Source organism: Halocynthiibacter styelae (assembly GCF_016123485.1).
Taxonomy (GTDB): Bacteria; Pseudomonadota; Alphaproteobacteria; order Rhodobacterales; family Rhodobacteraceae; genus Halocynthiibacter; species Halocynthiibacter styelae.
The window spans coordinates 29,027-49,057 of the sequence record NZ_JADCKQ010000012.1 but is presented as its reverse complement, the minus strand read 5'-3'; the positions used below and the strand labels follow the sequence as shown (position 1 = coordinate 49,057).

At 54.9% G+C, this 20,031-nt stretch carries 22 protein-coding genes; 6 read left to right on the top strand and 16 right to left on the bottom strand.

All coding sequences use genetic code 11. The features are described from left to right. Positions 1 to 236 precede the first annotated feature (236 nt). The 6 genes from H1D41_RS14690 to radA all read right to left on the bottom strand — a co-directional run bounded on the left by H1D41_RS14690 (position 237) and on the right by radA (position 5,905). The gene (locus H1D41_RS14690; RefSeq protein WP_228849623.1) at positions 237 to 890 is read right to left on the bottom strand and encodes an SDR family NAD(P)-dependent oxidoreductase; all 654 of its coding nucleotides are present in this window, start codon (positions 888 to 890) and stop codon (positions 237 to 239) included. 53 nt (positions 891 to 943) lie between these two features. Next, positions 944 to 1,735, bottom strand: coding sequence for a dimethylarginine dimethylaminohydrolase family protein (locus tag H1D41_RS14685; protein ID WP_228849622.1), 792 nt, complete (start codon positions 1,733 to 1,735; stop codon positions 944 to 946). Positions 1,736 to 1,780: 45 nt separating this feature from the next. Then, positions 1,781 to 2,245, bottom strand: a complete 465-nt coding sequence (locus tag H1D41_RS14680) for a DUF1284 domain-containing protein (protein WP_228849621.1) — start codon at positions 2,243 to 2,245, stop codon at positions 1,781 to 1,783. Beyond that, positions 2,242 to 3,765, bottom strand: a complete 1,524-nt coding sequence (purF, locus tag H1D41_RS14675) for an amidophosphoribosyltransferase (RefSeq protein WP_228849620.1) — start codon at positions 3,763 to 3,765, stop codon at positions 2,242 to 2,244. Before purF ends, H1D41_RS14680 begins: the two co-directional genes overlap by 4 nt. A gap of 179 nt (positions 3,766 to 3,944) precedes the next feature. Further along, positions 3,945 to 4,508: a CvpA family protein gene (locus H1D41_RS14670; protein ID WP_228849619.1), complete on the bottom strand. Its 564-nt coding sequence runs from the start codon at positions 4,506 to 4,508 to the stop codon at positions 3,945 to 3,947. A gap of 29 nt (positions 4,509 to 4,537) precedes the next feature. Further along, entirely contained in the window at positions 4,538 to 5,905 is a 1,368-nt protein-coding gene (gene radA, locus H1D41_RS14665) for a DNA repair protein RadA (RefSeq protein ID WP_228849618.1), read from the bottom strand. 168 nt (positions 5,906 to 6,073) lie between these two features. Here radA and H1D41_RS14660 point away from each other — a divergent pair, with 168 nt between their 5' ends. Continuing rightward, the gene (locus H1D41_RS14660) at positions 6,074 to 7,417 is read left to right on the top strand and encodes an autotransporter outer membrane beta-barrel domain-containing protein (protein ID WP_228849617.1); all 1,344 of its coding nucleotides are present in this window, start codon (positions 6,074 to 6,076) and stop codon (positions 7,415 to 7,417) included. An 18-nt stretch (positions 7,418 to 7,435) separates the two neighbouring features. Here the strand turns inward: H1D41_RS14660 and H1D41_RS14655 are convergent, their stop codons facing one another. The 9 genes from H1D41_RS14655 to pyrC all read right to left on the bottom strand — a co-directional run bounded on the left by H1D41_RS14655 (position 7,436) and on the right by pyrC (position 15,536). Then, complete coding sequence (locus H1D41_RS14655; RefSeq protein ID WP_228849616.1) at positions 7,436 to 7,888, bottom strand: paraquat-inducible protein A; 453 nt, start codon at positions 7,886 to 7,888, stop codon at positions 7,436 to 7,438. Beyond that, positions 7,885 to 8,349 (bottom strand): hypothetical protein, encoded by a 465-nt coding sequence (locus H1D41_RS14650; RefSeq protein WP_228849615.1) that lies wholly within the window; start codon positions 8,347 to 8,349, stop codon positions 7,885 to 7,887. Before H1D41_RS14650 ends, H1D41_RS14655 begins: the two co-directional genes overlap by 4 nt. Positions 8,350 to 8,405: 56 nt before the next feature. Next, positions 8,406 to 9,152: an ABC transporter ATP-binding protein gene (locus tag H1D41_RS14645; RefSeq protein WP_228849614.1), complete on the bottom strand. Its 747-nt coding sequence runs from the start codon at positions 9,150 to 9,152 to the stop codon at positions 8,406 to 8,408. Further along, positions 9,149 to 9,931 (bottom strand): MlaE family ABC transporter permease, encoded by a 783-nt coding sequence (locus H1D41_RS14640; RefSeq protein WP_107495266.1) that lies wholly within the window; start codon positions 9,929 to 9,931, stop codon positions 9,149 to 9,151. Before H1D41_RS14640 ends, H1D41_RS14645 begins: the two co-directional genes overlap by 4 nt. Positions 9,932 to 9,933: 2 nt before the next feature. Beyond that, entirely contained in the window at positions 9,934 to 10,980 is a 1,047-nt protein-coding gene (gene alr / locus H1D41_RS14635; RefSeq protein WP_228849613.1) for an alanine racemase, read from the bottom strand. A 79-nt stretch (positions 10,981 to 11,059) separates the two neighbouring features. Further along, a complete protein-coding gene (locus tag H1D41_RS14630) occupies positions 11,060 to 12,013 on the bottom strand; it encodes an isopenicillin N synthase family dioxygenase (protein ID WP_228849612.1) in 954 nt (317 codons plus the stop codon). A gap of 129 nt (positions 12,014 to 12,142) precedes the next feature. After that, complete coding sequence (locus H1D41_RS14625) at positions 12,143 to 13,639, bottom strand: replicative DNA helicase (protein WP_107495268.1); 1,497 nt, start codon at positions 13,637 to 13,639, stop codon at positions 12,143 to 12,145. 182 nt (positions 13,640 to 13,821) lie between these two features. Then, the gene (locus H1D41_RS14620; protein ID WP_228849611.1) at positions 13,822 to 14,499 is read right to left on the bottom strand and encodes an orotate phosphoribosyltransferase; all 678 of its coding nucleotides are present in this window, start codon (positions 14,497 to 14,499) and stop codon (positions 13,822 to 13,824) included. Beyond that, complete coding sequence (pyrC, locus tag H1D41_RS14615; RefSeq protein ID WP_228849610.1) at positions 14,496 to 15,536, bottom strand: dihydroorotase; 1,041 nt, start codon at positions 15,534 to 15,536, stop codon at positions 14,496 to 14,498. Before pyrC ends, H1D41_RS14620 begins: the two co-directional genes overlap by 4 nt. Positions 15,537 to 15,715: 179 nt before the next feature. On the opposite strand from pyrC, the gene H1D41_RS14610 reads away from it, so the two are divergent. Then, positions 15,716 to 15,931: a DUF1127 domain-containing protein gene (locus H1D41_RS14610; protein ID WP_157946775.1), complete on the top strand. Its 216-nt coding sequence runs from the start codon at positions 15,716 to 15,718 to the stop codon at positions 15,929 to 15,931. A gap of 78 nt (positions 15,932 to 16,009) precedes the next feature. Here the strand turns inward: H1D41_RS14610 and H1D41_RS14605 are convergent, their stop codons facing one another. Then, positions 16,010 to 16,978 carry a hypothetical protein gene (locus H1D41_RS14605; RefSeq protein ID WP_228849609.1) on the bottom strand — a complete coding sequence of 323 codons (969 nt, stop codon included), beginning with the start codon at positions 16,976 to 16,978 and terminating at the stop codon, positions 16,010 to 16,012. Positions 16,979 to 17,142: 164 nt separating this feature from the next. Between H1D41_RS14605 and H1D41_RS14600 the strand changes: the two genes are divergently transcribed. From H1D41_RS14600 to H1D41_RS14585, 4 genes are all read left to right on the top strand, one after another. After that, a complete protein-coding gene (locus H1D41_RS14600) occupies positions 17,143 to 17,607 on the top strand; it encodes a DUF1203 domain-containing protein (RefSeq protein WP_228849608.1) in 465 nt (154 codons plus the stop codon). 125 nt (positions 17,608 to 17,732) lie between these two features. Further along, positions 17,733 to 18,287 carry a YeeE/YedE thiosulfate transporter family protein gene (locus tag H1D41_RS14595; RefSeq protein ID WP_228849607.1) on the top strand — a complete coding sequence of 185 codons (555 nt, stop codon included), beginning with the start codon at positions 17,733 to 17,735 and terminating at the stop codon, positions 18,285 to 18,287. Between the two features lies 1 nt (position 18,288). Then, on the top strand, positions 18,289 to 18,876 hold the full coding sequence (locus tag H1D41_RS14590) for a YeeE/YedE thiosulfate transporter family protein (protein WP_228849606.1): 588 nt from the start codon (positions 18,289 to 18,291) through the stop codon (positions 18,874 to 18,876). 96 nt (positions 18,877 to 18,972) lie between these two features. Continuing rightward, on the top strand, positions 18,973 to 19,953 hold the full coding sequence (locus H1D41_RS14585) for an XdhC family protein (protein WP_394355416.1): 981 nt from the start codon (positions 18,973 to 18,975) through the stop codon (positions 19,951 to 19,953). Positions 19,954 to 20,031 lie beyond the last annotated feature (78 nt).

Below are 20,031 nucleotides of genomic sequence, written 5' to 3'. Positions count from 1 at the left end.
TTTAGGCCTGAATAACGGGCTGATTGCGTCACGTAAAGTGGTGTGACGGAAGGGAGATGAATGCAGAAATAACTGCGGTTTTCTGGCCGCATATTGCTGAGTGACCTCTTGACCGGATCTGTGAAAATCGCAGTTTCCCCAGAAAACCAGAAAACCAGAAAACCAGAAAACCAGAAAACCAGAAAACCAGAAAACCAGAAAACCAGAAAACCAGAAAGTGGTTCCCAACTGTTATGTTATCCTAGCAGAGAAAGGACTTTCGTTGCTTCCGCGTGAATATCGGCCAGGGCGGATTTATCCTCACCAGGGAAGAACCGCGCGCGCAGACCTGTTCCCATCGCATCAGGGGCGGAAATCAATACCTCTGGCCCGGTGTTTATGGTTTCTGCCTGCCAGTTCTTCACAATGGCGATTTGCGCGGCTTTTGTTGCGCCATAGCTGCCGTAGAACTTCTCACCAATCGTTGTGTCGTCAAAGAACATTGCGCGCCCTTGTTTCGCACGCAGAAGCGGTTCAACGGCACGGATCAGGAAGCGGGTCATGTTGACATTACCTGCAAGACTTTTGTTAAAATCCTTGTTGTCGATATGGGCTGCTGGTGTCAGAGGCGCACCGTGAATTGCAGTGTGGGCCCAAAGATCAACTCCACCCCAGCGCTGCGCAAGGGATCCGCCAAGATATTCACATGCACCTTCATCCGTCAGATCCATAGGCACCAGCGTAGCAGTGCCGCCCATTGCCTTGATGTTGTCATCCAGATCTTCCAGCCCGCCCTGGGTACGGGCGACCGCGATAATGTGATGGGTCGGGGCAAGCGCCAGGGCAAGGGCAGAACCCAGCCCGCGTGAGGCACCAGTGATCAGGGCGGTTTTTTGTGCTGTCTCAGTCATGCGGGCTTCCTAACGGGCCATGGGGTTAGAGTCGAGAGGGTGCAGCTGCGTGTTCAGGCCGCAGGTGGTGAAAAGCGCAGAGACAGGCAGGACATGCCACCATCAAGCTTGGCAGCCTCGCTGTTGCCGACGTCCCGCACCTCATATTCGGCCGCCGTCAGGGTTGCCCGGGTCTCAGGGAAACCAGCGGGCATTATCACAAGGTTGTTGAATCGGATCGCATTGGCGCAGGCTTCTTCTCCTTCGGCCACATGGATGACTTCATATCCGTCAAAACAACCACTGTCCGCCAGGCGCCGGGTCGACAGGATTGTTTGCGCGTCCAGCAGCGAACAATCGGTCTTGAAGTGCAATACGCCCGGCGGGGTCTGCACCATTCGGATGCTGTATCCATAAGGCGTTACAATCTCACGCAGGTTTTCAACGCCCTCAGCATCTGTGCGATCCGAGCTGCCAATGAGGATTTCACGTTCTGTTACCAGTATATCACCGCCTTCAATATGCCCGCGCGTGATTTCAGCGACATTGGGATACAGATCTTCCAGCACCGGTTTCATCAGTGCGGCTTCGCCCAGTCGTGTGGGGGCTCCCGGGCGCATGATGATCGCAAGTTCAAGCAGGCAGAGGGCTGCATCTTCGACAAAACAACCGTCAGGGAAGGCTTCATCGGCGGCAAGTTCTGTGACGGTGGCCCCGGTTGATTTCAACGCGGTAATATAATCGGCGTGATGTTGCAGAAATAAATCCGTGTCCGGTGTGCCGGTATCCACCGCGCGCAGTCCCTGCGTGGCAGATGTGCCGGGGCGTCGACAGATTGCATGTGTGAAGTGATATGAAAATGACATATGTGTTCTCCCTGAACGCGACTATCGCCAGGGAGTGCGCTGGGATCAACCGTGCAGTTCGCGCACTGCCGCTTCGCACATGCCGTATTGCAGCCACTGACAGCCCGCGCAGATAACCTGCAACCCTTCCGGGGCCACATGTTTGCGGATACGTTCCTGTGCCTCGCCCCAGGTGATCACCTGACCATAATCAAGTTTCAGGGCACGTAGATGGGCCTTATCTAGCTTTTCAATCCCGTCCTGATTGCTGCAACGCAGGCCACGGCGTTTGGGGCAGGGGGCGCAGATGTCATCCGTGTTGCGCACGACTTCGATCTTCTGATCATCTCCGCCCGGGGTTCGCAAAACTTTATCCACGATCTGCACCATATTGGCGGTGAAGTCGTCAGAATACCCTTTGCCCTGGAACCCCAGGGAACACAGAAAATGATGCGGGCGGAATTGCAGTAGAGCGCCCGGATTATTTGAAATAATCCGGGTCGAATTCTTTGAAGAATTCGGCGGCCTCACTCTGCCGCCTTCATCTCAAAGCCCTTTTCGATCATATCTGCGGGTGTCACCGGATATTCTCCAGAGAAACAGGCGTCGCAATATTGCGGACAAGATTTCTTGCGGCCTTTTTTCTGACCCGCTGCACGGTAGAGACCATCGAGTGAGATGAACTTCAGACTGTCCACACCAAGGTGGTCGCGCATTTCATCTTCGGACATTGTCGCCGCAAGCAGTTTTCCACGTTCGGGTGTATCTACGCCATAAAAACAAGGCCAGGCCGTGGGCGGGGATGCAATGCGGAAGTGCACTTCCTTTGCGCCTGCGTCCAGGATCATGTCTTTGATCTTGCGCGATGTGGTTCCGCGTACAACGGAATCATCCACCAGGATAACCCGTTTTCCTTTGATCAGGGCCCGGTTCACGTTAAGTTTCAGACGCACACCCATGTTGCGGATCTGCTCGGTCGGCTCAATAAAGGTCCGGCCCATATACTGGTTGCGGATGATGCCCATAGCATAAGGAATACCACTTTCCTGTGAGAAACCAATCGCTGCGGGCGTGCCACTGTCGGGCACAGGACAGACGAGATCTGCCTCAACAGGGGTTTCACGTGCCAGTTCTACACCGATCTGACGGCGGGTTTCATAGACAGACTGGCCGCCGATGATGCTGTCGGGACGTGAGAAATAGACATGCTCAAAGATGCAGAACTTGGAGGGCTGTGGGCGGAAGGGGAAGTGGCTTTCGACGCCTTTTTCCGTGATCACTACCATTTCGCCTGGTTCGACCTCACGGACATATTCCGCACCGATGATATCCAGCGCACAGGTTTCAGAAGACAGCGCCCAGCCGTCACCGATTTTACCAAGAACAAGCGGACGCACGCCATGCGGGTCACGCACACCCATCAGTTTGGTACGGGTCATGGCAACAATAGAGAACGCCCCTTCAACACGACGCAAAGCATCTTCCATGCGTTCCGGGATATTGCGTTGCAGAGAACGGGCCATCAGGTGGATGATACATTCACTGTCAGATGAGGACTGGAAGATGGATCCGCGTTCAATCAGTTCTTTGCGCAGGGCATTGGCGTTGGTCAGGTTGCCGTTATGGGCAACGGCAGCACCACCCATGGAAAACTCCCCAAAGAAAGGCTGAACATCCCGGATAACCGCGCCTTTCGAACCGGCGGTGGAATAGCGCACATGGCCGATGGCCACAGGGCCTGGCAGTGTTTCCATCAGGCTGGCTTTGGTGAAGTTGTCGCGCACATAGCCAAAACGACGGGCTGAGTTGAAACCCTGATCAGGGCAATGGGCGACAATGCCGCCGGCTTCCTGACCACGGTGTTGCAGGGCGTGCAGACCAAGCGCAACAAAATTGGCAGCGTCTTTAACGCCGACCACACCAAAGACACCGCATTCTTCTTTCAGTTTGCTGTCGTCAAAGGGGTGCGCGTAATACGGTTTTGCATCCGCAATATCAGGCACATCTGGGCTGTTGGAAGAAAGGGGCGAACGTCGTGGCAGGTTGCGCATGTGGCAGCAGCTCCGTTTGTCCGGGGGCGCGAATCCCTCCGGCGTGGCGTTGCCTCCTCTTAATCGGCCTGTGGGCGTCTGTCATTAAAGAGTCACAGAAATTCGTTCTTTCCTGCCCAAAAAGACAAAGGCCGCAGCATATTTATGCCACGGCCTTCCGAATTTCTGTTGTAAAAGCCTTATCCGGCAGGGGCTTCGCAGGATGCGATAAAGCTGTTGTAGCGTGTCTGCAGCCAGCCAGGCACATCGCTTGGAACCTGATCTTCAACCTGTGTGGTCAGATGGCCAAAGACCAGATTGGTGCGGCTGTCTGCAACCATTGGCGCAGGTTCACCCGGGTTGATGAAGTCATAAGCCATCAGTCCGATCACCACGAGAAGCACACCACGGGCAGCACCAAAGAGAAACCCGAGGCCCTGATCAAGCCCGCCCAGGAAAGATCGCTGAACGGCACCGGAAAACAGGGGGGTGAAGATGGAAAACAGCAGAAGCCCAATGACCATGACCACCGCGAAACTGATCAGCAGGGCAAGTTCACACTGGCCTTCGATGAAACCATTCAGTCCGGGCACCTGTGCAAGAAGCGGCTGAACAGACGCTGCAAACATATAGGCCAGGATTGTTGCGGCGATCCAGCCGCCGATGGACAGGACCTCGCGTACCAGCCCGCGCGAATAGGCAAGCAGGGCTGATAGAATAATGACCGCAGCTGCAATGCCGTCAATGACTGTAAAACCTTCCATGGTCGTTCCTTTAGCGATCGTTTTGCCGGTTATCCGGCAGAAAATGTCTGTTCCGTAAACCCGATGAGATCATCGAACTGTTTGAGTTCTAACGTACAACCCGCACCCGTTTTACTGCGCGACGGGACAATTGCCCCCGAGAAACCAAGTTTTTCCGCTTCTTTCAACCTGTTTTCGGTCTGTCCCGCTGGTCTTAATGTCCCTGATAGGCTGATTTCACCAAAAACGACAGTATCCGCAGGCAAAGCTGTGTCTTCACGTGCAGAAAGTAGCGCCGCCGCAACAGCCAGATCCGCTGCTGGTTCCGTAACTTTTAACCCGCCGGCAACATTCAGATAAACATCGAGCCCTGCAAAGGGGATGCCACAGCGGGATTCAAGAACGGCAAGAATCATCGCAAGACGGCCACTGTCCCACCCGACAACTGTGCGTTTTGACTGGCTGTGCGGGGAAGGCGATACAAGGGCCTGAAATTCTGCAAGCACCGGACGGGTGCCTTCGATCCCCGCGAAAACAACCGAGCCAGGCTGCGCCTTGTCCCGATCCGCCAGAAAAAGGGCAGATGGATTTTTGATTTCGCGAAGGCCTTTGCCCGTCATTTCAAAAACGCCGATTTCATCTGTCGCACCAAAACGGTTTTTGACAGCACGCAGAATGCGGAACTGATGTCCGCGCTCGCCTTCAAAATAAAGAACGGTGTCCACCATATGTTCGACAACACGCGGCCCGGCGATCTGGCCTTCTTTGGTCACATGGCCAACCAGTACAATCGCCATGCCTTTGCGTTTGGCGAATGTTGTCAGCTCATGGGCAGCCGCACGCACCTGACTGACGGAACCAGGGGCGGAGCTGACATTATCGGCCCACATCGTCTGAATGGAATCGATGACGGCAAGGTCAGGTTTTTCATTTTCCAGGGTCGTCAGAATATCGCGCAGGCTTGTTTCTGTGCCCAGACGTACTGGTGATTTCTCAACCCCGAGACGTTGGGCCCGCATGCGGACTTGTGCAGAAGCCTCTTCACCTGAAATATAAATGACTTTCAGGCCATTACGGGCAAATCGTGCTGCGGCCTGTAGCAACAGCGTGGATTTCCCGATGCCAGGATCGCCGCCCACCAAAACCGCAGAAGAGGCCACCAAGCCGCCCCCAAGCACTCGGTCCAGTTCCTGTACGCCTGACAAGGTCCGTGGCGGAAGCTCGATATCACCATCGAGATCCATAAGCGGCACCTTACGCCCGCGCGTCGCCCCAAGAGAACTGGAGGCAGGCCCGGCTGACATCGGGGCCTCTTCGACCAGTGTGTTCCATTCGCCGCAGCCGTCACATTGCCCGGCCCATTTCTTATGCGCATGCCCGCATGCCGAGCATGAATATGTCAGAAGTGATTTTGCCATGGCGATGTTGTGCCCGGAAGTGACGCAAAGGGCAACAGGAATAGGTTATTGTTTCTGTGTGGTACTCAGAGGCCCCAAAAGGAACAGTTTAGGCCGCTTTTTAAACATATTTGATTACTAATGATTTTTCCGCTGCTGGGGAGCAGCATGTAATCGAGGGGATTAACTATGTTTCAGAAGAAACTTCAGCACAGGTATATTACACGGTTTTCTGTTTCCGCATTTGCATCCATGATGATGGCCACTTCGGCTTTTGCGCAGCTGGTACCGCCGACAACAGTAAACGGTGCCCTGGAGAGCAGCGATACTCAAGGTGCACGCTACACTGGCGGTTCACCGATAGGCTATTATTATGATGTCATCGAGATCACCGTTGAAGACGCTGCAGCTTTCCTTGCGGAACTGACAACGGGGTTCGATTCCTATCTTGTTTTGTATTCCGGGGAATTTGATCCATCAGATGTAAACGCAAATTATGTTACGCATAATGATGATGGCGTTTCATTCTTCGGTGATGCGGTGATCAATCCCTCTGCCAACATCCAGGATGGTGAATACTCATTGGTTGTTACCTCCTTTAGCGGCGGCGTCACCGGTTCGTATCTTCTGACCCTGGGTGGCATTGTGCTTGGCTGGGGACCGGCCCTTGAGGAAATCGCAGGCGATCAGATCAAAGTTTTGGCAAATGAAGTTGCTCAGGCGCTTTCTGCTTCCATCTTCTCTGCTGTTAAGTCCGGACTTGCTGGTGGAATGCCTGTTGTCAGCCGTGAAGCGCCGGGGCTGAACAATACCAATGACAACCGCACATGGTTCCAGATGGATTACACTGCGATTGATGGCACTGATCTGGATGGTCGATTTCCGACCATGCAGGCGGGGATCGATTTTCAGCTTGAGAACGGGATGATCGTTGGTGCGGCCCTGGGCTACAGCGATTTTTCCATCAGTTCTGCGGCGTCTGATCTGGATGGTGCAAGCCTTTCCATTCAACCGTACCTTGGCTTCCGCTCCGGTGAGGTGACCGGTGCCGTGACCCTGAGCTTTGGTAAACTTGATCTGGAAACCACAGATGGGGCAGGTACGGCAGAAGGCGATATGCGTGCGCTCAGCCTGTCACTGGAACGTCCTTTTGCATTGGGCGGCAATCAGGTGATTGCGTCATTTGACGGTGGGTTCGGTCGTCAGGAAATCGACAGCGCCACAGGCAGCCTTGCGGGCATGGCGGATACTTATTCCACCTGGAGCTATGCGTCCCTTGGTGCCCGATATGAAATGCAAGCTGGCGCGGCACTGATGTCTTTCGGGGCATCTGTTGATTACAATGACGTTGGGAACCTCGATAATATCGCGGCGGATCACTATGGCAGTGACGGGTTTACCGGTGCTGTGAACTTTGGCCTCGATTATCAGATGGGCAGTGGATCAAACCTGTACGTGAATGCTGAAATCGGCGGGATCGGTGGCGATGCCCTGCGAAAATCCGTGCAAGCCGGGATTGATTTCCGCTTCTGATCTAATGTGAATAAGTCGTTAAGAGGCGCCCTTCGCGGGCGCCTTTTTCTTTTCTGTCAGGACGGATATCACCAGCGACGCGAGAATACAGCCGGTAAAGAAATACAGCCCCCATGCTGTTTCAACCTTGCCGATGCCAATGCCTTTGATGATCACGATATAAAGCGCGATCAGGAAAACATCCGCCATGGCGAGTTTACCGAGGATGTGCAGCACAGGCAGTACTTTACGACGCAAAAGACCAAAATGGATCAGCGCCAGGCCCAGGGTTTTCAGATAGGGCGCGAAAATGGCGAAGAATGTGACCGCCAGCGCCAGGATCACATCGCTTTCCCAAAGGCTTTGCAGGCCTGAAATTACTGTGATTTCAGACAAACCAAAGAGCGGCAGCAGACCGGCGCGCAAAATCGGCGCAAACCAAGCGAGCGGGAAGAGGATCAGCAGGGAGAGGTTGAGGAGTTTAAGGATCATTGAGTTTGAACAATTTTGTTATCTAAAATGAGAACCAGGCCATGATGAATAATTGCCGTGTGACAGATTGGGCGTGTTTTGGTGAGGTCTGGGTATCGGGTCAAAAATCGGTGCCCATCACGCTCTGAATTTTCGTAGTAGCTAACATTTAGAGTTTTCAGTTCTTCTGTGAAGGATGTACGTCTGTCAAAAATTGGTTGGTCTGGTTGATGTTTCTGGGCTTCTTTTACTATCTGAGCTTCGAAAGCTGTCTGATCAAGGAATGGCGCTGTCGCGTTATAGTTGAGAAGCAGATCGTGGCCAAATTTTCTAAGGCTTTTGAGGCCAAAACCATTTTGTAGCAGGAGTGTTTTGAATGTTAACTCCGCAGCAAGCCCCAAATTATGCATCAAAGGCGCACCCACAAATCCACCATTCCCGTTTCCTGAAAAAGTACTGGCAGCTAAAGCTTCAACTGCCATGATGTATTCTTCTGCATGTCGGCGGAATGCCTCAGCATCTGTCGAATACATAGAGGTCAACGCACTGCCTCAATCGGGCCTTCGGCGCGTCCATGGATGAATTGTTCCACATAGGGGTCGCCGCAGGTGTCCATTTCTGACACAGGGCCGGTCCATTGGATCACGCCTTCATGCAGCATGGCTACTTTGTCGGCGATGGCGCGCACGGATGTCATGTCATGGGTGATGGTCATGGCGGTTGCGCCCATTTCAACAACGATCTCGCGGATCAATTCGTTGATTACGCCGGACATGATCGGATCAAGGCCGGTGGTGGGTTCATCGAAAAAGATGATTTCTGGCTCTGCCGCAATCGCGCGGGCCAGGCCCACACGTTTCTGCATGCCGCCGGATAGCTCAGACGGGAACTGGTCCGCGACCTCAGGTTTCAGACCGACGCGACGCAGTTTCTCAATCGCGATCTCACGGGCCTCTGCCTTGGGGCGTTTCAGTGAACCACGCAAAAGGCGGAAGGCGACGTTTTCCCAGATGGTAAGGCTGTCAAACAGCGCACCACCCTGAAACAACATGCCAAAACGGGCAAGGAAAGCATCCCGTTCGGCCTTGGTCACGTCTTCACCATCAAGGGTGATTGTCCCGCTGTCAGGCGTCACAAGACCCAGAACAGATTTCAGGGTCACAGATTTACCGGTGCCGGAGCCACCGATGACAACCATGCTTTCCCCGCGCGGGATCTCAAGATCGACGCCGCGCAGCACGTGGTTGCTTCCAAATGATTTATATACGTTGTCGAGCTTAATCATGATGTAAAGAACAGCCCCGTCAGCATGTAGTTCGCAGCTAGGATCATCACCGCTGCGGCCACCACAGAAAGTTTCGTTGCACGGCCCACGCCTTGTGCGCCACGGCCGGAATTCATGCCGTAATAACAGCCCATCATCGCGGCGATGAAGCCAAAGACCGCGCCTTTGACAAGAGAAGATGTGATGTCTGTGAACTGGATGAAATCGACGGTGTTCTGCAAATAGGCGGCGGTGTTGAACCCCAGCCGTCCGGTGGCCACAGTATAGCCGCCGAAGATGCCGATGATATCCGCAATACCCACAAGGATCGGACCAGCAATGGTTGCGGCCAGAACACGAGGCAGGGTCAGATATTTCATCGGGTTGGTGGACAGGGTTACCAGCGCGTCGATCTGTTCGGTCACCTTCATGGTCGCAATTTCAGCGGCGATAGATGACGTCACACGGGCGGCGATCATCAGACCCGCCAGCACCGGGCCAAGTTCACGTACCATGCCGATGGCGACGATTTGGGGCACCACGGCTTCGGCGTTGAAACGCGCGCCGCCGGAATAAATTTGCAAAGCCAATGCGCCGCCTGTGAAAAAGGCAGTCAGGCCCACAACTGGCAGGGAGAAATAGCCAACCGAGATCAGCGCATCGCGCAATTCACGCAGATAAAACGGCGGGCGGAACAGATGGCTGAGCGTGTCAGTCACGAACAGGGTCAGACGCCCGATCGCGGCGAGAAGCGCCAGCGCGGGACGTCCAAGTGCTGCCAGAAGGGCGGCAGGGTTCATTCTTACTCTCCCAGAATGCGGCGCGTGTACCTTGCGCCAAGACTCGTCAGGATCTCATACCCGATGGTCCCGGCCTTGTCAGCCAGATCATCGATGCTTTGATGTTCACAAATAAGATCGAGGCTTTCAGGTACCGTTTCCAGATGCGTCACATCCACGGTCAGCATATCCATAGACACACGACCAAGCACCTCGCAGGCGGTATCCCCGGCAAAGATCTGCGTTTCTTTCCCGCCCATGGCACGGATCAGGCCATCGGCATAACCCGCGGCTAGAGTCGCAATTTTTGCAGGGGTTTGCGCCTGCCAGCCGTTGCCGTAACCAACATATTCACCGGGCTGCACGTCACGTGTCTGAATGATGGGCAGTGAAAGATTTATGACTGGTACAGCATTGGTGAACGGCGCACCACCATACAGGCCAACACCCGGGCGCACCAGATCAAAATGATAGTCGGGACCAAGCAGAATACCGCCGGTCGCCGCGAGAGAACGGGGCACATCCAACCCATCGGTCATCTCGTGGAAACAGGTCAGTTGTTGGGCGTTTAACGGGTTTTCCGGTTCATCGGCACAGGCAAGGTGGCTCATTAGCAAGACCGGGCTCTTCGCCAGAACATCTGCCTTCACACTGTCCCATTCCGCAGGCTCAAGCCCCAGACGGTTCATGCCACTGTCAAGCTGTACGCCGAAAGGGTGATCTGACAGGATGTCAAAGTGACGGTTGATCTGATCGACAGAGTTCAGCATGGGCGTCAGGTCGAAGTCGCGCAGCAACTCCGTATCACCGGCCATGTGACCAGACAAAATGCGGATGTCCAGGGTGTCACCGGCGGCTTTGCGCAATTCCACACCTTCTTCGGTCGCAGCAACGAAAAATATGCGCACGCCTTCACGCATCAGCCGTTTTGCGATCAGACCTGCGCCAAGCCCGTAACCATCTGCTTTGACCACGGCGGTGGTTTCCACCGCCTGGTTGCTCATCCCGTCCAGCGCCTGCCAGTTTTTCGCCAGCGCATCGGGGTTAATTGTCAGAATTCCTGTGCCCATAGCGCTGTTTTGCCGACGATTTCGTGTCGGTCAAGAAGAAAGGCCCGTCACAGATGCAACGGGCCGCGCTTTGATGAATTTATACGCTTTTTGCGTCCTTATGGGCGTCATATCCGGCTTCAAGTTCGCCGCGCAGGAAGTCCCCGAAATTAATCGGAGCATAGTTCGGCGTGCCGGTTCCGGGCATGGGGGCGATGTCGTAACTCACGTGGGGATCAAAGAAGAAGGGCACAGAATAGCGTTCACGCCCGGATCTGTTGATCACACGATGTGGGGTCGACAGCAGTCGACCGTTAGACATGCGATGCAGCATATCACCGACGTTGACCACAAAACTGCCGTCGATTTTGGGGGCGTCGACCCAATTGCCTGCGGGTGTTTTCACCTGCAATCCGCCGATCCCATCCTGCGCCAGAAGGGTCAGACAGCCGAAATCATTATGCGGGGCAGAGCCGAACAGATCATCGGGGCCCAACGGATCGGTTGGTGGGTAATGCAGCAGGCGTAACCACGTGGTGGGCGTGGCGAATCCGTCGCGCAGAACCGGTTCCGGATCAGCGCCGGCGGCAAGCACTGCCAGGCGCATCAGGCGGCGGCCCAGATCAGACATCTCTGTCTTATAGCGCAGCATCAGATCCCGGAACCCGTCCAGATCCGGCCACTGATTGGGGCCGGACAGATACACATCTGGATCATGTGCGGTATCTTCGCGCAGCATCATCAGGCTGGCGGATTGATTGGGTTTTGTCACCTCTGCATGGGCAGAGTTTACGTCTGTTGAGGTGTTGATCGCGATGTAGCCGCGATGGCCGGAATCCAGGGCAAGCGCCTGTTTTTGGTCCGCAGGAAGGGCATGGAAGGCAGCGGAGGCTGCAAATACACTATCAATCAGCGCCAGATCGATGCCATGACCGGTGATATAGCCAAAGCCGGTTTCGCCATATGCTTTGCGGAATTGCGCCACCAGATCGTCGGATGGCACGTCGGTCAGACCGGTGATGTCGATCACCGGAATTTCGGAAAATTCAGTCATTTCATATCTTTCGCTTTGATTTAGGGGAAGGTCAGGGGCGAAATGCCCCATCGCTATCCTTCAAAGCGTTTCCGGCGGTGGCCGTAGTGGCGTTCAATCACCACGAGATATGAAAAGAGGCTGCGCAAATCAGAAACCCTGATCTTCGCCGTCGGCCTGCCATGGCTTGGCGAGGTTGCCAAAGCGGGTGAACTGGCCTTCAAACGACAGCTGTACGTCACCAATTGGACCGTGACGTTGCTTGCCGATGATCACATCGGCTTTGCCATGCAACTCGTCCATTTCTTCCTGCCAGGCCGCGATTTTATCAAGCTCGTGATCATTTGGTTTTTCACGTTCTTTATAATATTCGCCACGATACACAAAAAGCACCACGTCGGCATCCTGCTCAATCGAGCCGGATTCACGAAGGTCAGACAGCTGCGGTCGTTTGTCTTCCCGGTTCTCCACCTGACGCGACAGCTGGGACAGGGCGATTACCGGCACGTGCAGTTCTTTCGCGATCGCTTTCATGCCCATGGTGATTTCGGAAATTTCGTTCACCCGGTTTTCTGCTGTCCCGCGGCAAAGCTGCAGGTAGTCGATGACCAGAAGATCAAGCCCATGTGTCCGTTTCAGGCGGCGCGCACGGGCGGCCAGCTGAGAAATTGGCAGGGCGGGGGTGTCGTCAATGAACAGCGGGCAGGCTTCCAGATCTTTCGCGGCATCGACGAAACGGCGGAATTCTTCCTCAGTCATATCACCACGGCGGATCTGCTGACTGGGCACTTCGGATGCCTCTGACAGAATACGGGCCGCCAGCTGTTCGGCTGACATTTCAAGGCTGTAAAAACCAACAACGCCGCCTTCTACAGCACCGATGGATCCATCTGATTGTTTGCCTTTTTTAAAGGCTTTGGCGACGTTAAAGGCGATGTTGGTCGCAAGCGATGTCTTCCCCATGGAAGGACGACCGGCAAGAATAATAAGGTCGGATGGGTGCAGGCCACCCATCTTTTTATCCAGATCAATCAGACCGGTTGAGACCCCCGCAAGCCCGCCGCCGCGCTGATAGGCGGCATTGGCGGAATTCACGGCTTCGGTGACAGCAGACAGGAAAGACTGAAACCCACTGTCGGACTGGCCTTGTTCAGACAGGGAATAAAGTGTCTGTTCGGCTTCGACGATCTGTTCGGCGGGTTCCGAATCCACATCAACGCTTTGCGCTTTGTCAGAAATATCGCGGCCAATCCGGATCAGCTGGCGACGGATGGCCAGATCATAGATCAGCTGGGCATAGTCACGGGCCGCAAAAGCAGAGATCGACGCACCGGCGAGGTTCACAAGATACGCCGGACCGCCAAGTTCAGCCAGACCTTCGTCTTTTTCAAGAAAAGCCTTCAGCGTGACTGGCGATGCAATCGCGTTTTTACGAATCCGCGCCTCAGCCACTTCGTAGATCCGGCCATGCACCGGGTCAAAGAAATGCGCGGGCTGAAGGATCGAAGCCACACGGTCATAGACATCATTGTTGGTCAGAATCGCGCCCAGCAATTGCTGTTCTGCCTCAATATTATGGGGCATGACGGTTTGTGTTTCGGCCTCCGGGGATGGTTCCGGGGTGCCAATGCGTGCAAATTCGTTCATCGTTATCTCTCCGGTGGCCTTTGTGGCACACCCGCGAAGTCTCAGGCAAATTGTATAAACCTGTGGATAAGTGAAATCACTACCACATCTGGCCGTGCATTGCACGGATTTACCTGGGGATTGTCGTGTGGGGATTATCCAGGCGGAAAAGTTTTTCTTAACCTTTCCGCCTGAAGGATCGCTTATCCCTTGCGGGCATCCTGCCAAGCACGCGGATCATTGAGGAAGCTTTCGACCTCGGTGAGGGTTTCTTCGTCAAAGCGTTTTTCGTCGCGGGCGACCTTCAGAACATCCCACCAGGTGCAAAGGTAACTCAGGCCGACGCCGTGGTCGGACAGGGTCTTCTCTGTTTCAGGGAAGATGCCGTAGTAGAAAATTACAGCAGTCCGGTCGCAGGTCGCGCCGGTGTCGCGGATCGCATCGACAAAGGACAGTTTGGATCCGCCATCCGTTGTCAGGTCTTCCACCAGAAGCACCCGCTGACCTTCAGACATCGCACCTTCGATGCGCGCATTGCGGCCATAGCCTTTTGGCTTTTTGCGCACGTAAGTCATCGGCAGAGCCATACGTTCCGCAACCAACGCCGCAAAGGGAATGCCCGCTGTTTCGCCACCGGCGATGTTGTCGTAGCTTTCAAGGCCCGCGTCGCGCATCACGGTGCAGGTCAGGAAATCCATCAGAGTTGTACGAATGCGCGGGTAAGAGATCAGCTTGCGGCAGTCGATATAGGTCGGGCTGGGCAGACCAGATGCCAGAGTGAAGGGATCACGCGCGTTAAAATGCACGGCTTCGATATCCAGAAGCATCTTTGCAGTCATTTCCGCGATGGTGGATTTGTCAGGATAGCTTGTCGGGATCATGATGCGCTCGTGTGCCAGTGTACAGGGAAGCCGGGGTCAAACACGGTGACCGGGCCGTCAGGGGTTTCGATATGGGCGGGGAACGTGTTCACATCGCCCTTTGTCAGGGTCAGTGTCGCGTCGTTCGGGGCCATGCGGTAAAAGGCAGGGCCGTTGAGGGATGCGAATTTCTCCAGCTGATCCAGCGCGCCTTCTTCTTCAAACACATGGGCCAGCAGGGGCATAGTGTTGGTTGCCGTAAAGCATCCGGCACAGCCACAGGCGCTTTCTTTTGCGTCATCCAGATGCGGGGCGCTGTCGGTGCCCAGGAAGTATTTCGCATTGCCAGAGGTTGCAGCCGCACGCAGGGCCAGGCGGTGTTCTTCGCGTTTCGCCACAGGCAGGCAATAGTAATGCGGTTTGATCCCGCCGACGAGGATGTGGTTGCGGTTGATGATCAGATGGTGCGTCGTGATGGTCGCGCCCATGTCATCCTGGCTGCCGACATAATCCACGCCATCTTTTGTGGTGATATGTTCCATGATCACGCGCAGGCCCGGGGTGGCTTTGCGGATCGGATCAAGCACGCGATCAATGAACACGGCCTCGCGGTCAAAGATATCAACTTCGGCGTCGGTGACTTCGCCATGCACACACATAGGCAGGCCAGTCTCTGCCATCATTTCAAGGACAGGACGGATCTTGTCGAAGTTGGACACACCAGAGGAAGAATTGGTGGTCGCGCCGGCGGGGTATAGCTTTACAGCGGAAATCAACCCGCTTTCAAAAGCCGCATGCATATCCGCCGGATCACTGTCCTCAGTCAGGTACAGTGTCATCAGCGGTTTAAAATCCGCGCCATCCGGCATCGCGGCCAGAATGCGATCGCGATATTCTGTTGCCTGTGCGGCCTTCACAACCGGCGGAACCAGGTTGGGCATGATGATGGCACGGCCAAAATCACGGGCGGTTTCAGGAAGAACAGCTTTCAGCATTGCGCCGTCGCGCAGATGCAGGTGCCAGTCGTCGGGGCGGCGGATTATCAGAGAGTCGGTCATAAGGGCGGGATACACAATTGTGGCCGCTCTTGCCAGCCTCTGCGCGCGCTAACAGGGGATTAACCTGTCATGCATGGGGTGCACAGCGGCTTTGCAGAATGCGGTGGTACTCAAATGCCTGGCCTTGCCCCATATGTCATTCAACGCAAGTCGAACCGGACATCACAAGGAAATTCAATATGGCATATGCAATCGCTTCCGCCCGCCCAACCACATCTTTCGCTGCTCACGCCCTGCGTGCTGTTGGCACATTCTTCATGGCAATGACCGAAGGTGCATCCCGTATGCGCACAGTGCGTCAGCTTGAAAACAAGTCTGACCAGGAACTGGCAGATATCGGCATCAAGCGCGAAGATATTGCACGCGCTGTATTCGTAGGCCGTTACTACATCTGATTTGCCCGACAGGCAGAGACAACCACGACGGCAGGCCCCGCAATTTGCGGGGCCTTTTTTGTAGGCTGGCTTTCCCACCTATTCGCGATGTTCTGATTTCTGTCGTTTTCGCTGAAAGAACTCTTTGACAGAATCGACGGATTCGCCATGCCGGTAAAGCCTGCGTAAAAGTCCGGCTCGGTCATCGCGGTTCAGGCGCGCAAAGAGGTAGCGCAGATAAGGTTCGTAAGTACGGCGCAACCGCAGTGCCCGCAGGCTTTCCAGTTCTATGCGCCGTTTTAAAAGGATAAGGTCTTCATCACCGGGGCAGACCATTAGTGCGGCTGATATGATATGTTCAAGCGCCCCGCTGCCCTCAAGATGTTCTTCAGCACTCTGGCGCAGAAAGCGCAAAGGCAGGCGATGCTGGCAGGCAGAGTTAAACAGGCTGGCGTGCATCACGTCTTCGGCCCGGCTGTCACGATGCAGGATGATGCAGCTGGCAGCAGTGGCGGCGCATTCCGGCGCATATGAATCTGTGGTGTTGAAATCACGTCTGCGCTGATCGGGAAATCGTTTTTCCCATGGGGCTTTCAATGGGGCCAGGGTTGCAACCGGTTCCGTGGTAATCACGACGGAATCCGGAGCATATCTGCTATAGCAGGCCGCACCATATCCCCCCATTGCTGCGCCGTAAAACACATGGCGTTCAAAATCACTGAAGAACTGATCATCATGCAAACTGGTGAAAAACGTCGTCAGTGCTGCGTCCCGGAACCAGGTTCTGCCTTTAGCGACAATAACCAGGCGCGATGGATCATCTGCGGTGCAGAGGTCAAGCCCGATTGGCAACCGATGGGGACGATGACAGGCCTGGTCCATGCTTTCGAAGGTGATCAGCAGGCTGGTTGCCGCCGCCCCATATCCTTCGTGAAAAATCGCGGCATGGTCCGCGCTGATCCGGAAAAACGCCCCCGTGTCCTGGGCCGTTGCCTCGATCTCTGAAAGCCAGGTTTCAGCGTCTTCATCCGAAATACGCCAGTTGTCCATTGTCGCCGCGATGTTCATTCGGTCCTCTCTTCCGGCAAGTTATCTTATTCATGCCAGAGAGAAATGAAGGCATCGTAAACTCTGCCTCTGTTTTATCGCCAGATCAGACAATACGCAGGTTCCGGGTCGTGTGTTTCCATCTGGGGAGGTTAGTTGATCGGATGAACATGAGGGAGCCACAGATGCGTTTTTTAATCGAACCTTTTAACCAAAAACGGACGACAGAGCTGCGGAACAGCGGGCGGGATGACAATGATCAGATCGCTGAGAAACAGATATCTGATGGCGGAGGGAACCCCTGTCGATCCTGCCTGAAACATATTCCCGCAGGAGAAATGATGCTGGTGGTGGGGATGCGTCCGTTTGAAAGGCTGAATCCCTATGCTGAATGCGGCCCGGTGTTCTTTTGTGAAAAGAGCTGTACCCCATGGGGTGCGCAGGGGATTCCTCCGGTCTTGCAAAGCACCGGGAATTATCTGGTGAAAGCCTATAGTGCGGATGAACGTATTATCTATGGCACGGGGCAGATCACCCCGACCGATGATCTTACCGGTTACATTGATCAGTTGTTCAAACGTGCGGATGTGGCCTTTGTTGATATCCGCTCTTCCCGGAATAACTGTTTTCTGGCGCGGGCCAGGCGCTGATGGTTTTCTGTAAACTTTCCGGATTCGGGTGACAATGTCACTGAAGAATGGTGCAGCATTCTTCATTTCTCTGGTGGAAACCCGGGCTTGTTGTCCGGATCAGGAGAAATGAAGGAGGTCAGGAAATGACCCTGAACTGGAAAACCGGAGGACTGGCGCTGGGGCTGGTGTTTTTCCTCGCGGTGCTTTTGGTGAAACCCATTGGCGTTTCAACGCAATTTGTAATCCTCGACGGGATCCTCTGGAATGCGGTCGATGGTTCTGTTGTGACCCAGGCCGATGACGGGAGCTATACATCCACCAACGCCTATCTGGCGAAATCCGGTGGGAAATATGCAAAGAACGTTGCCAATCCGCTGAACTATAGTTTTGTCTTTGTGGTTGCGATGGTTGTCGGTGGTGCGATCTCTGCTTTTATGCGCGGCGGTATTGGCGCGCAGGAACGTCAGATGCCCGCGATCTGGCGGGCGAATTTCGGTGACAGTCAGATGAAACGCAATGCCGCGGTCTTTGTTGCAGGCTTTGTCGTGCTGTACGGGGCCCGTCTGGCGGGGGGCTGTACATCCGGCCATATGATGAGCGGCATGATGCAGACTTCCCTGTCTGGCTATATCTTTGCGCTGGGCGCATTTGCGGCGGCCGTGCCGACCGCGCTGATCCTTTTCAGAAAGGAGGCATAAGATGTCTTCCATACTCCTTGCTTTGATCATCGGTGGTGCCTTTGGTGCAGTTCTGGACCGTGTGGGCGCCGCCAACCCGACCCTGATCGGGAAAATGCTGAACCTGTCAAATCTGCATCTGATGAAGGCGATCCTTCTGGCGATTGGCACCGGTTCTGTTCTGATGTTTGGCGGCCAGATGCTGGGCCTTGTGGATGTCGCCCATATGTCCGTGAAAGCCGCTTATATCGGTGTGTTTGCCGGCGGGCTGCTGCTGGGGTTTGGCTGGGCGCTTTCTGGTTATTGTCCAGGCACATCCCTGGTTGGTGCTGCCGCAGGCCGCAAAGACGCGCTGGTCTTTATCGCCGGAGGTCTTCTCGGGGCTGCAGCCTATATGGCGACTTACCCTGCGGTGACACACAGTGGTCTGCTTGACAAAATTGCGGGTGGAAAAGTGACACTTGGCACTGTACCGGATGCCAAATACGAAGGGCTGACCGCGCTTCCCGGGGATCTGCTGGGCATCGCGCTGGGCCTGGCCTTTATCGTGGTCGCTTTCATCCTGCCTGAACGTATCACACAGAAACAACCTGCCGCCGCTACTGTATAATCTGGCGTCAGATTAGGTGAACCCGTGCGAAGCTATTCGCGCGGGTTTTCTTTTGGCTAAATCGCTTTCATACTGTGCACGACAAGGAGCGCGATGATGAAAGCTGAGACAGATCAGATCCCCGAAGATGCCCTGGGTTTCTATGAGGCCGGGCAGGGGGCTGCGCTTGCGACAGTCGTGGAAACATGGGGGTCTGCACCAAGGCCCGTGGGCAGTCAGCTGGCGATTTCAGGTGATGGGGTCATGACCGGTTCTGTCTCTGGTGGCTGTGTCGAAGGGGCGGTGATCCTGGAAGCGCAGGAAGCGATAGAGGACGGTAAACATCGGGTTCTGATATTTGGGGTGTCGGATGAGAATGCCTTTGAGGTTGGCCTGGCCTGTGGCGGCCAGATCCGGGTGCTGGTGGAACCTGTGTTGGCTTCGGGGGATGGCCTGACGATTGCGAAACTGCGTGATCTTGCGAGAGCACGGGCCACGCGACAGATGGTGGGCTCTGAAGTGAACCTGACAACCGGCCAGCATCTTGTGACAACCGCAGCACCCGTGATGACCGCGCCCTGCTGGCAAGATGGGCAATCCACTACGCGGGGGGATCATTTCCTTGCGCTGCATAAACCGCCCCTGCGTCTGATCGTGACTGGTGCGGTTCATATTGCACAGCATCTGCTTCCTATGGCGCGAGCCACCGGTTTTGATGTTACCCTGATTGATCCACGCCCTGTTTTCGGATCAGAGGCGCGTTTCCCTGGGGAAGATATCATCGAGGATTGGCCAGATGAAGCGTTGGCGGCGTTGAAACCAGACGCCCGTACGGCGCTTGTGACCCTGACACATGATGCCAAACTGGACGACCCCGCGATAATAGCCGCCCTGCAAACAGATGTGTTTTACATTGGCTGTCTCGGATCGACCCGGACCCATGCCAAACGTGTTGCGCGCCTGCAGGAGCAAGGGTTTTCTGAAGGGAATATCAATCGTATCCATGGCCCGGTTGGCCTGAATATTGGGGCCAAAAGCCCGGCAGAGATTGCCGTTTCTGTGATGGCAGAACTTGTGCAGGTCTTGCGTCGGGGGTGAAAGGCCTGTCGCTGTAATATGGACTGAACCTCTGGGCCGTCGTTTTCCACAGAACACATAGAGGCGATGCAGCGTAAT

Coding starts and splice junctions, on each gene's coding strand:
- H1D41_RS14690 (WP_228849623.1), bottom strand. CDS start 890: ATGACTGAGACAGCACAAAAAACCGCCCTGATCACTGGTGCCTCACGC.
- H1D41_RS14685 (WP_228849622.1), bottom strand. CDS start 1,735: ATGTCATTTTCATATCACTTCACACATGCAATCTGTCGACGCCCCGGC.
- purF (WP_228849620.1), bottom strand. CDS start 3,765: ATGCGCAACCTGCCACGACGTTCGCCCCTTTCTTCCAACAGCCCAGAT.
- H1D41_RS14670 (WP_228849619.1), bottom strand. CDS start 4,508: ATGGAAGGTTTTACAGTCATTGACGGCATTGCAGCTGCGGTCATTATT.
- radA (WP_228849618.1), bottom strand. CDS start 5,905: ATGGCAAAATCACTTCTGACATATTCATGCTCGGCATGCGGGCATGCG.
- H1D41_RS14660 (WP_228849617.1), top strand. CDS start 6,074: ATGTTTCAGAAGAAACTTCAGCACAGGTATATTACACGGTTTTCTGTT.
- H1D41_RS14655 (WP_228849616.1), bottom strand. CDS start 7,888: ATGATCCTTAAACTCCTCAACCTCTCCCTGCTGATCCTCTTCCCGCTC.
- H1D41_RS14650 (WP_228849615.1), bottom strand. CDS start 8,349: ATGGCAGTTGAAGCTTTAGCTGCCAGTACTTTTTCAGGAAACGGGAAT.
- H1D41_RS14645 (WP_228849614.1), bottom strand. CDS start 9,152: ATGATTAAGCTCGACAACGTATATAAATCATTTGGAAGCAACCACGTG.
- H1D41_RS14640 (WP_107495266.1), bottom strand. CDS start 9,931: ATGAACCCTGCCGCCCTTCTGGCAGCACTTGGACGTCCCGCGCTGGCG.
- alr (WP_228849613.1), bottom strand. CDS start 10,980: ATGGGCACAGGAATTCTGACAATTAACCCCGATGCGCTGGCGAAAAAC.
- H1D41_RS14630 (WP_228849612.1), bottom strand. CDS start 12,013: ATGACTGAATTTTCCGAAATTCCGGTGATCGACATCACCGGTCTGACC.
- H1D41_RS14625 (WP_107495268.1), bottom strand. CDS start 13,639: ATGAACGAATTTGCACGCATTGGCACCCCGGAACCATCCCCGGAGGCC.
- H1D41_RS14620 (WP_228849611.1), bottom strand. CDS start 14,499: ATGATCCCGACAAGCTATCCTGACAAATCCACCATCGCGGAAATGACT.
- pyrC (WP_228849610.1), bottom strand. CDS start 15,536: ATGACCGACTCTCTGATAATCCGCCGCCCCGACGACTGGCACCTGCAT.
- H1D41_RS14610 (WP_157946775.1), top strand. CDS start 15,716: ATGGCATATGCAATCGCTTCCGCCCGCCCAACCACATCTTTCGCTGCT.
- H1D41_RS14605 (WP_228849609.1), bottom strand. CDS start 16,978: ATGAACATCGCGGCGACAATGGACAACTGGCGTATTTCGGATGAAGAC.
- H1D41_RS14600 (WP_228849608.1), top strand. CDS start 17,143: ATGCGTTTTTTAATCGAACCTTTTAACCAAAAACGGACGACAGAGCTG.
- H1D41_RS14595 (WP_228849607.1), top strand. CDS start 17,733: ATGACCCTGAACTGGAAAACCGGAGGACTGGCGCTGGGGCTGGTGTTT.
- H1D41_RS14590 (WP_228849606.1), top strand. CDS start 18,289: ATGTCTTCCATACTCCTTGCTTTGATCATCGGTGGTGCCTTTGGTGCA.
- H1D41_RS14585 (WP_394355416.1), top strand. CDS start 18,973: ATGAAAGCTGAGACAGATCAGATCCCCGAAGATGCCCTGGGTTTCTAT.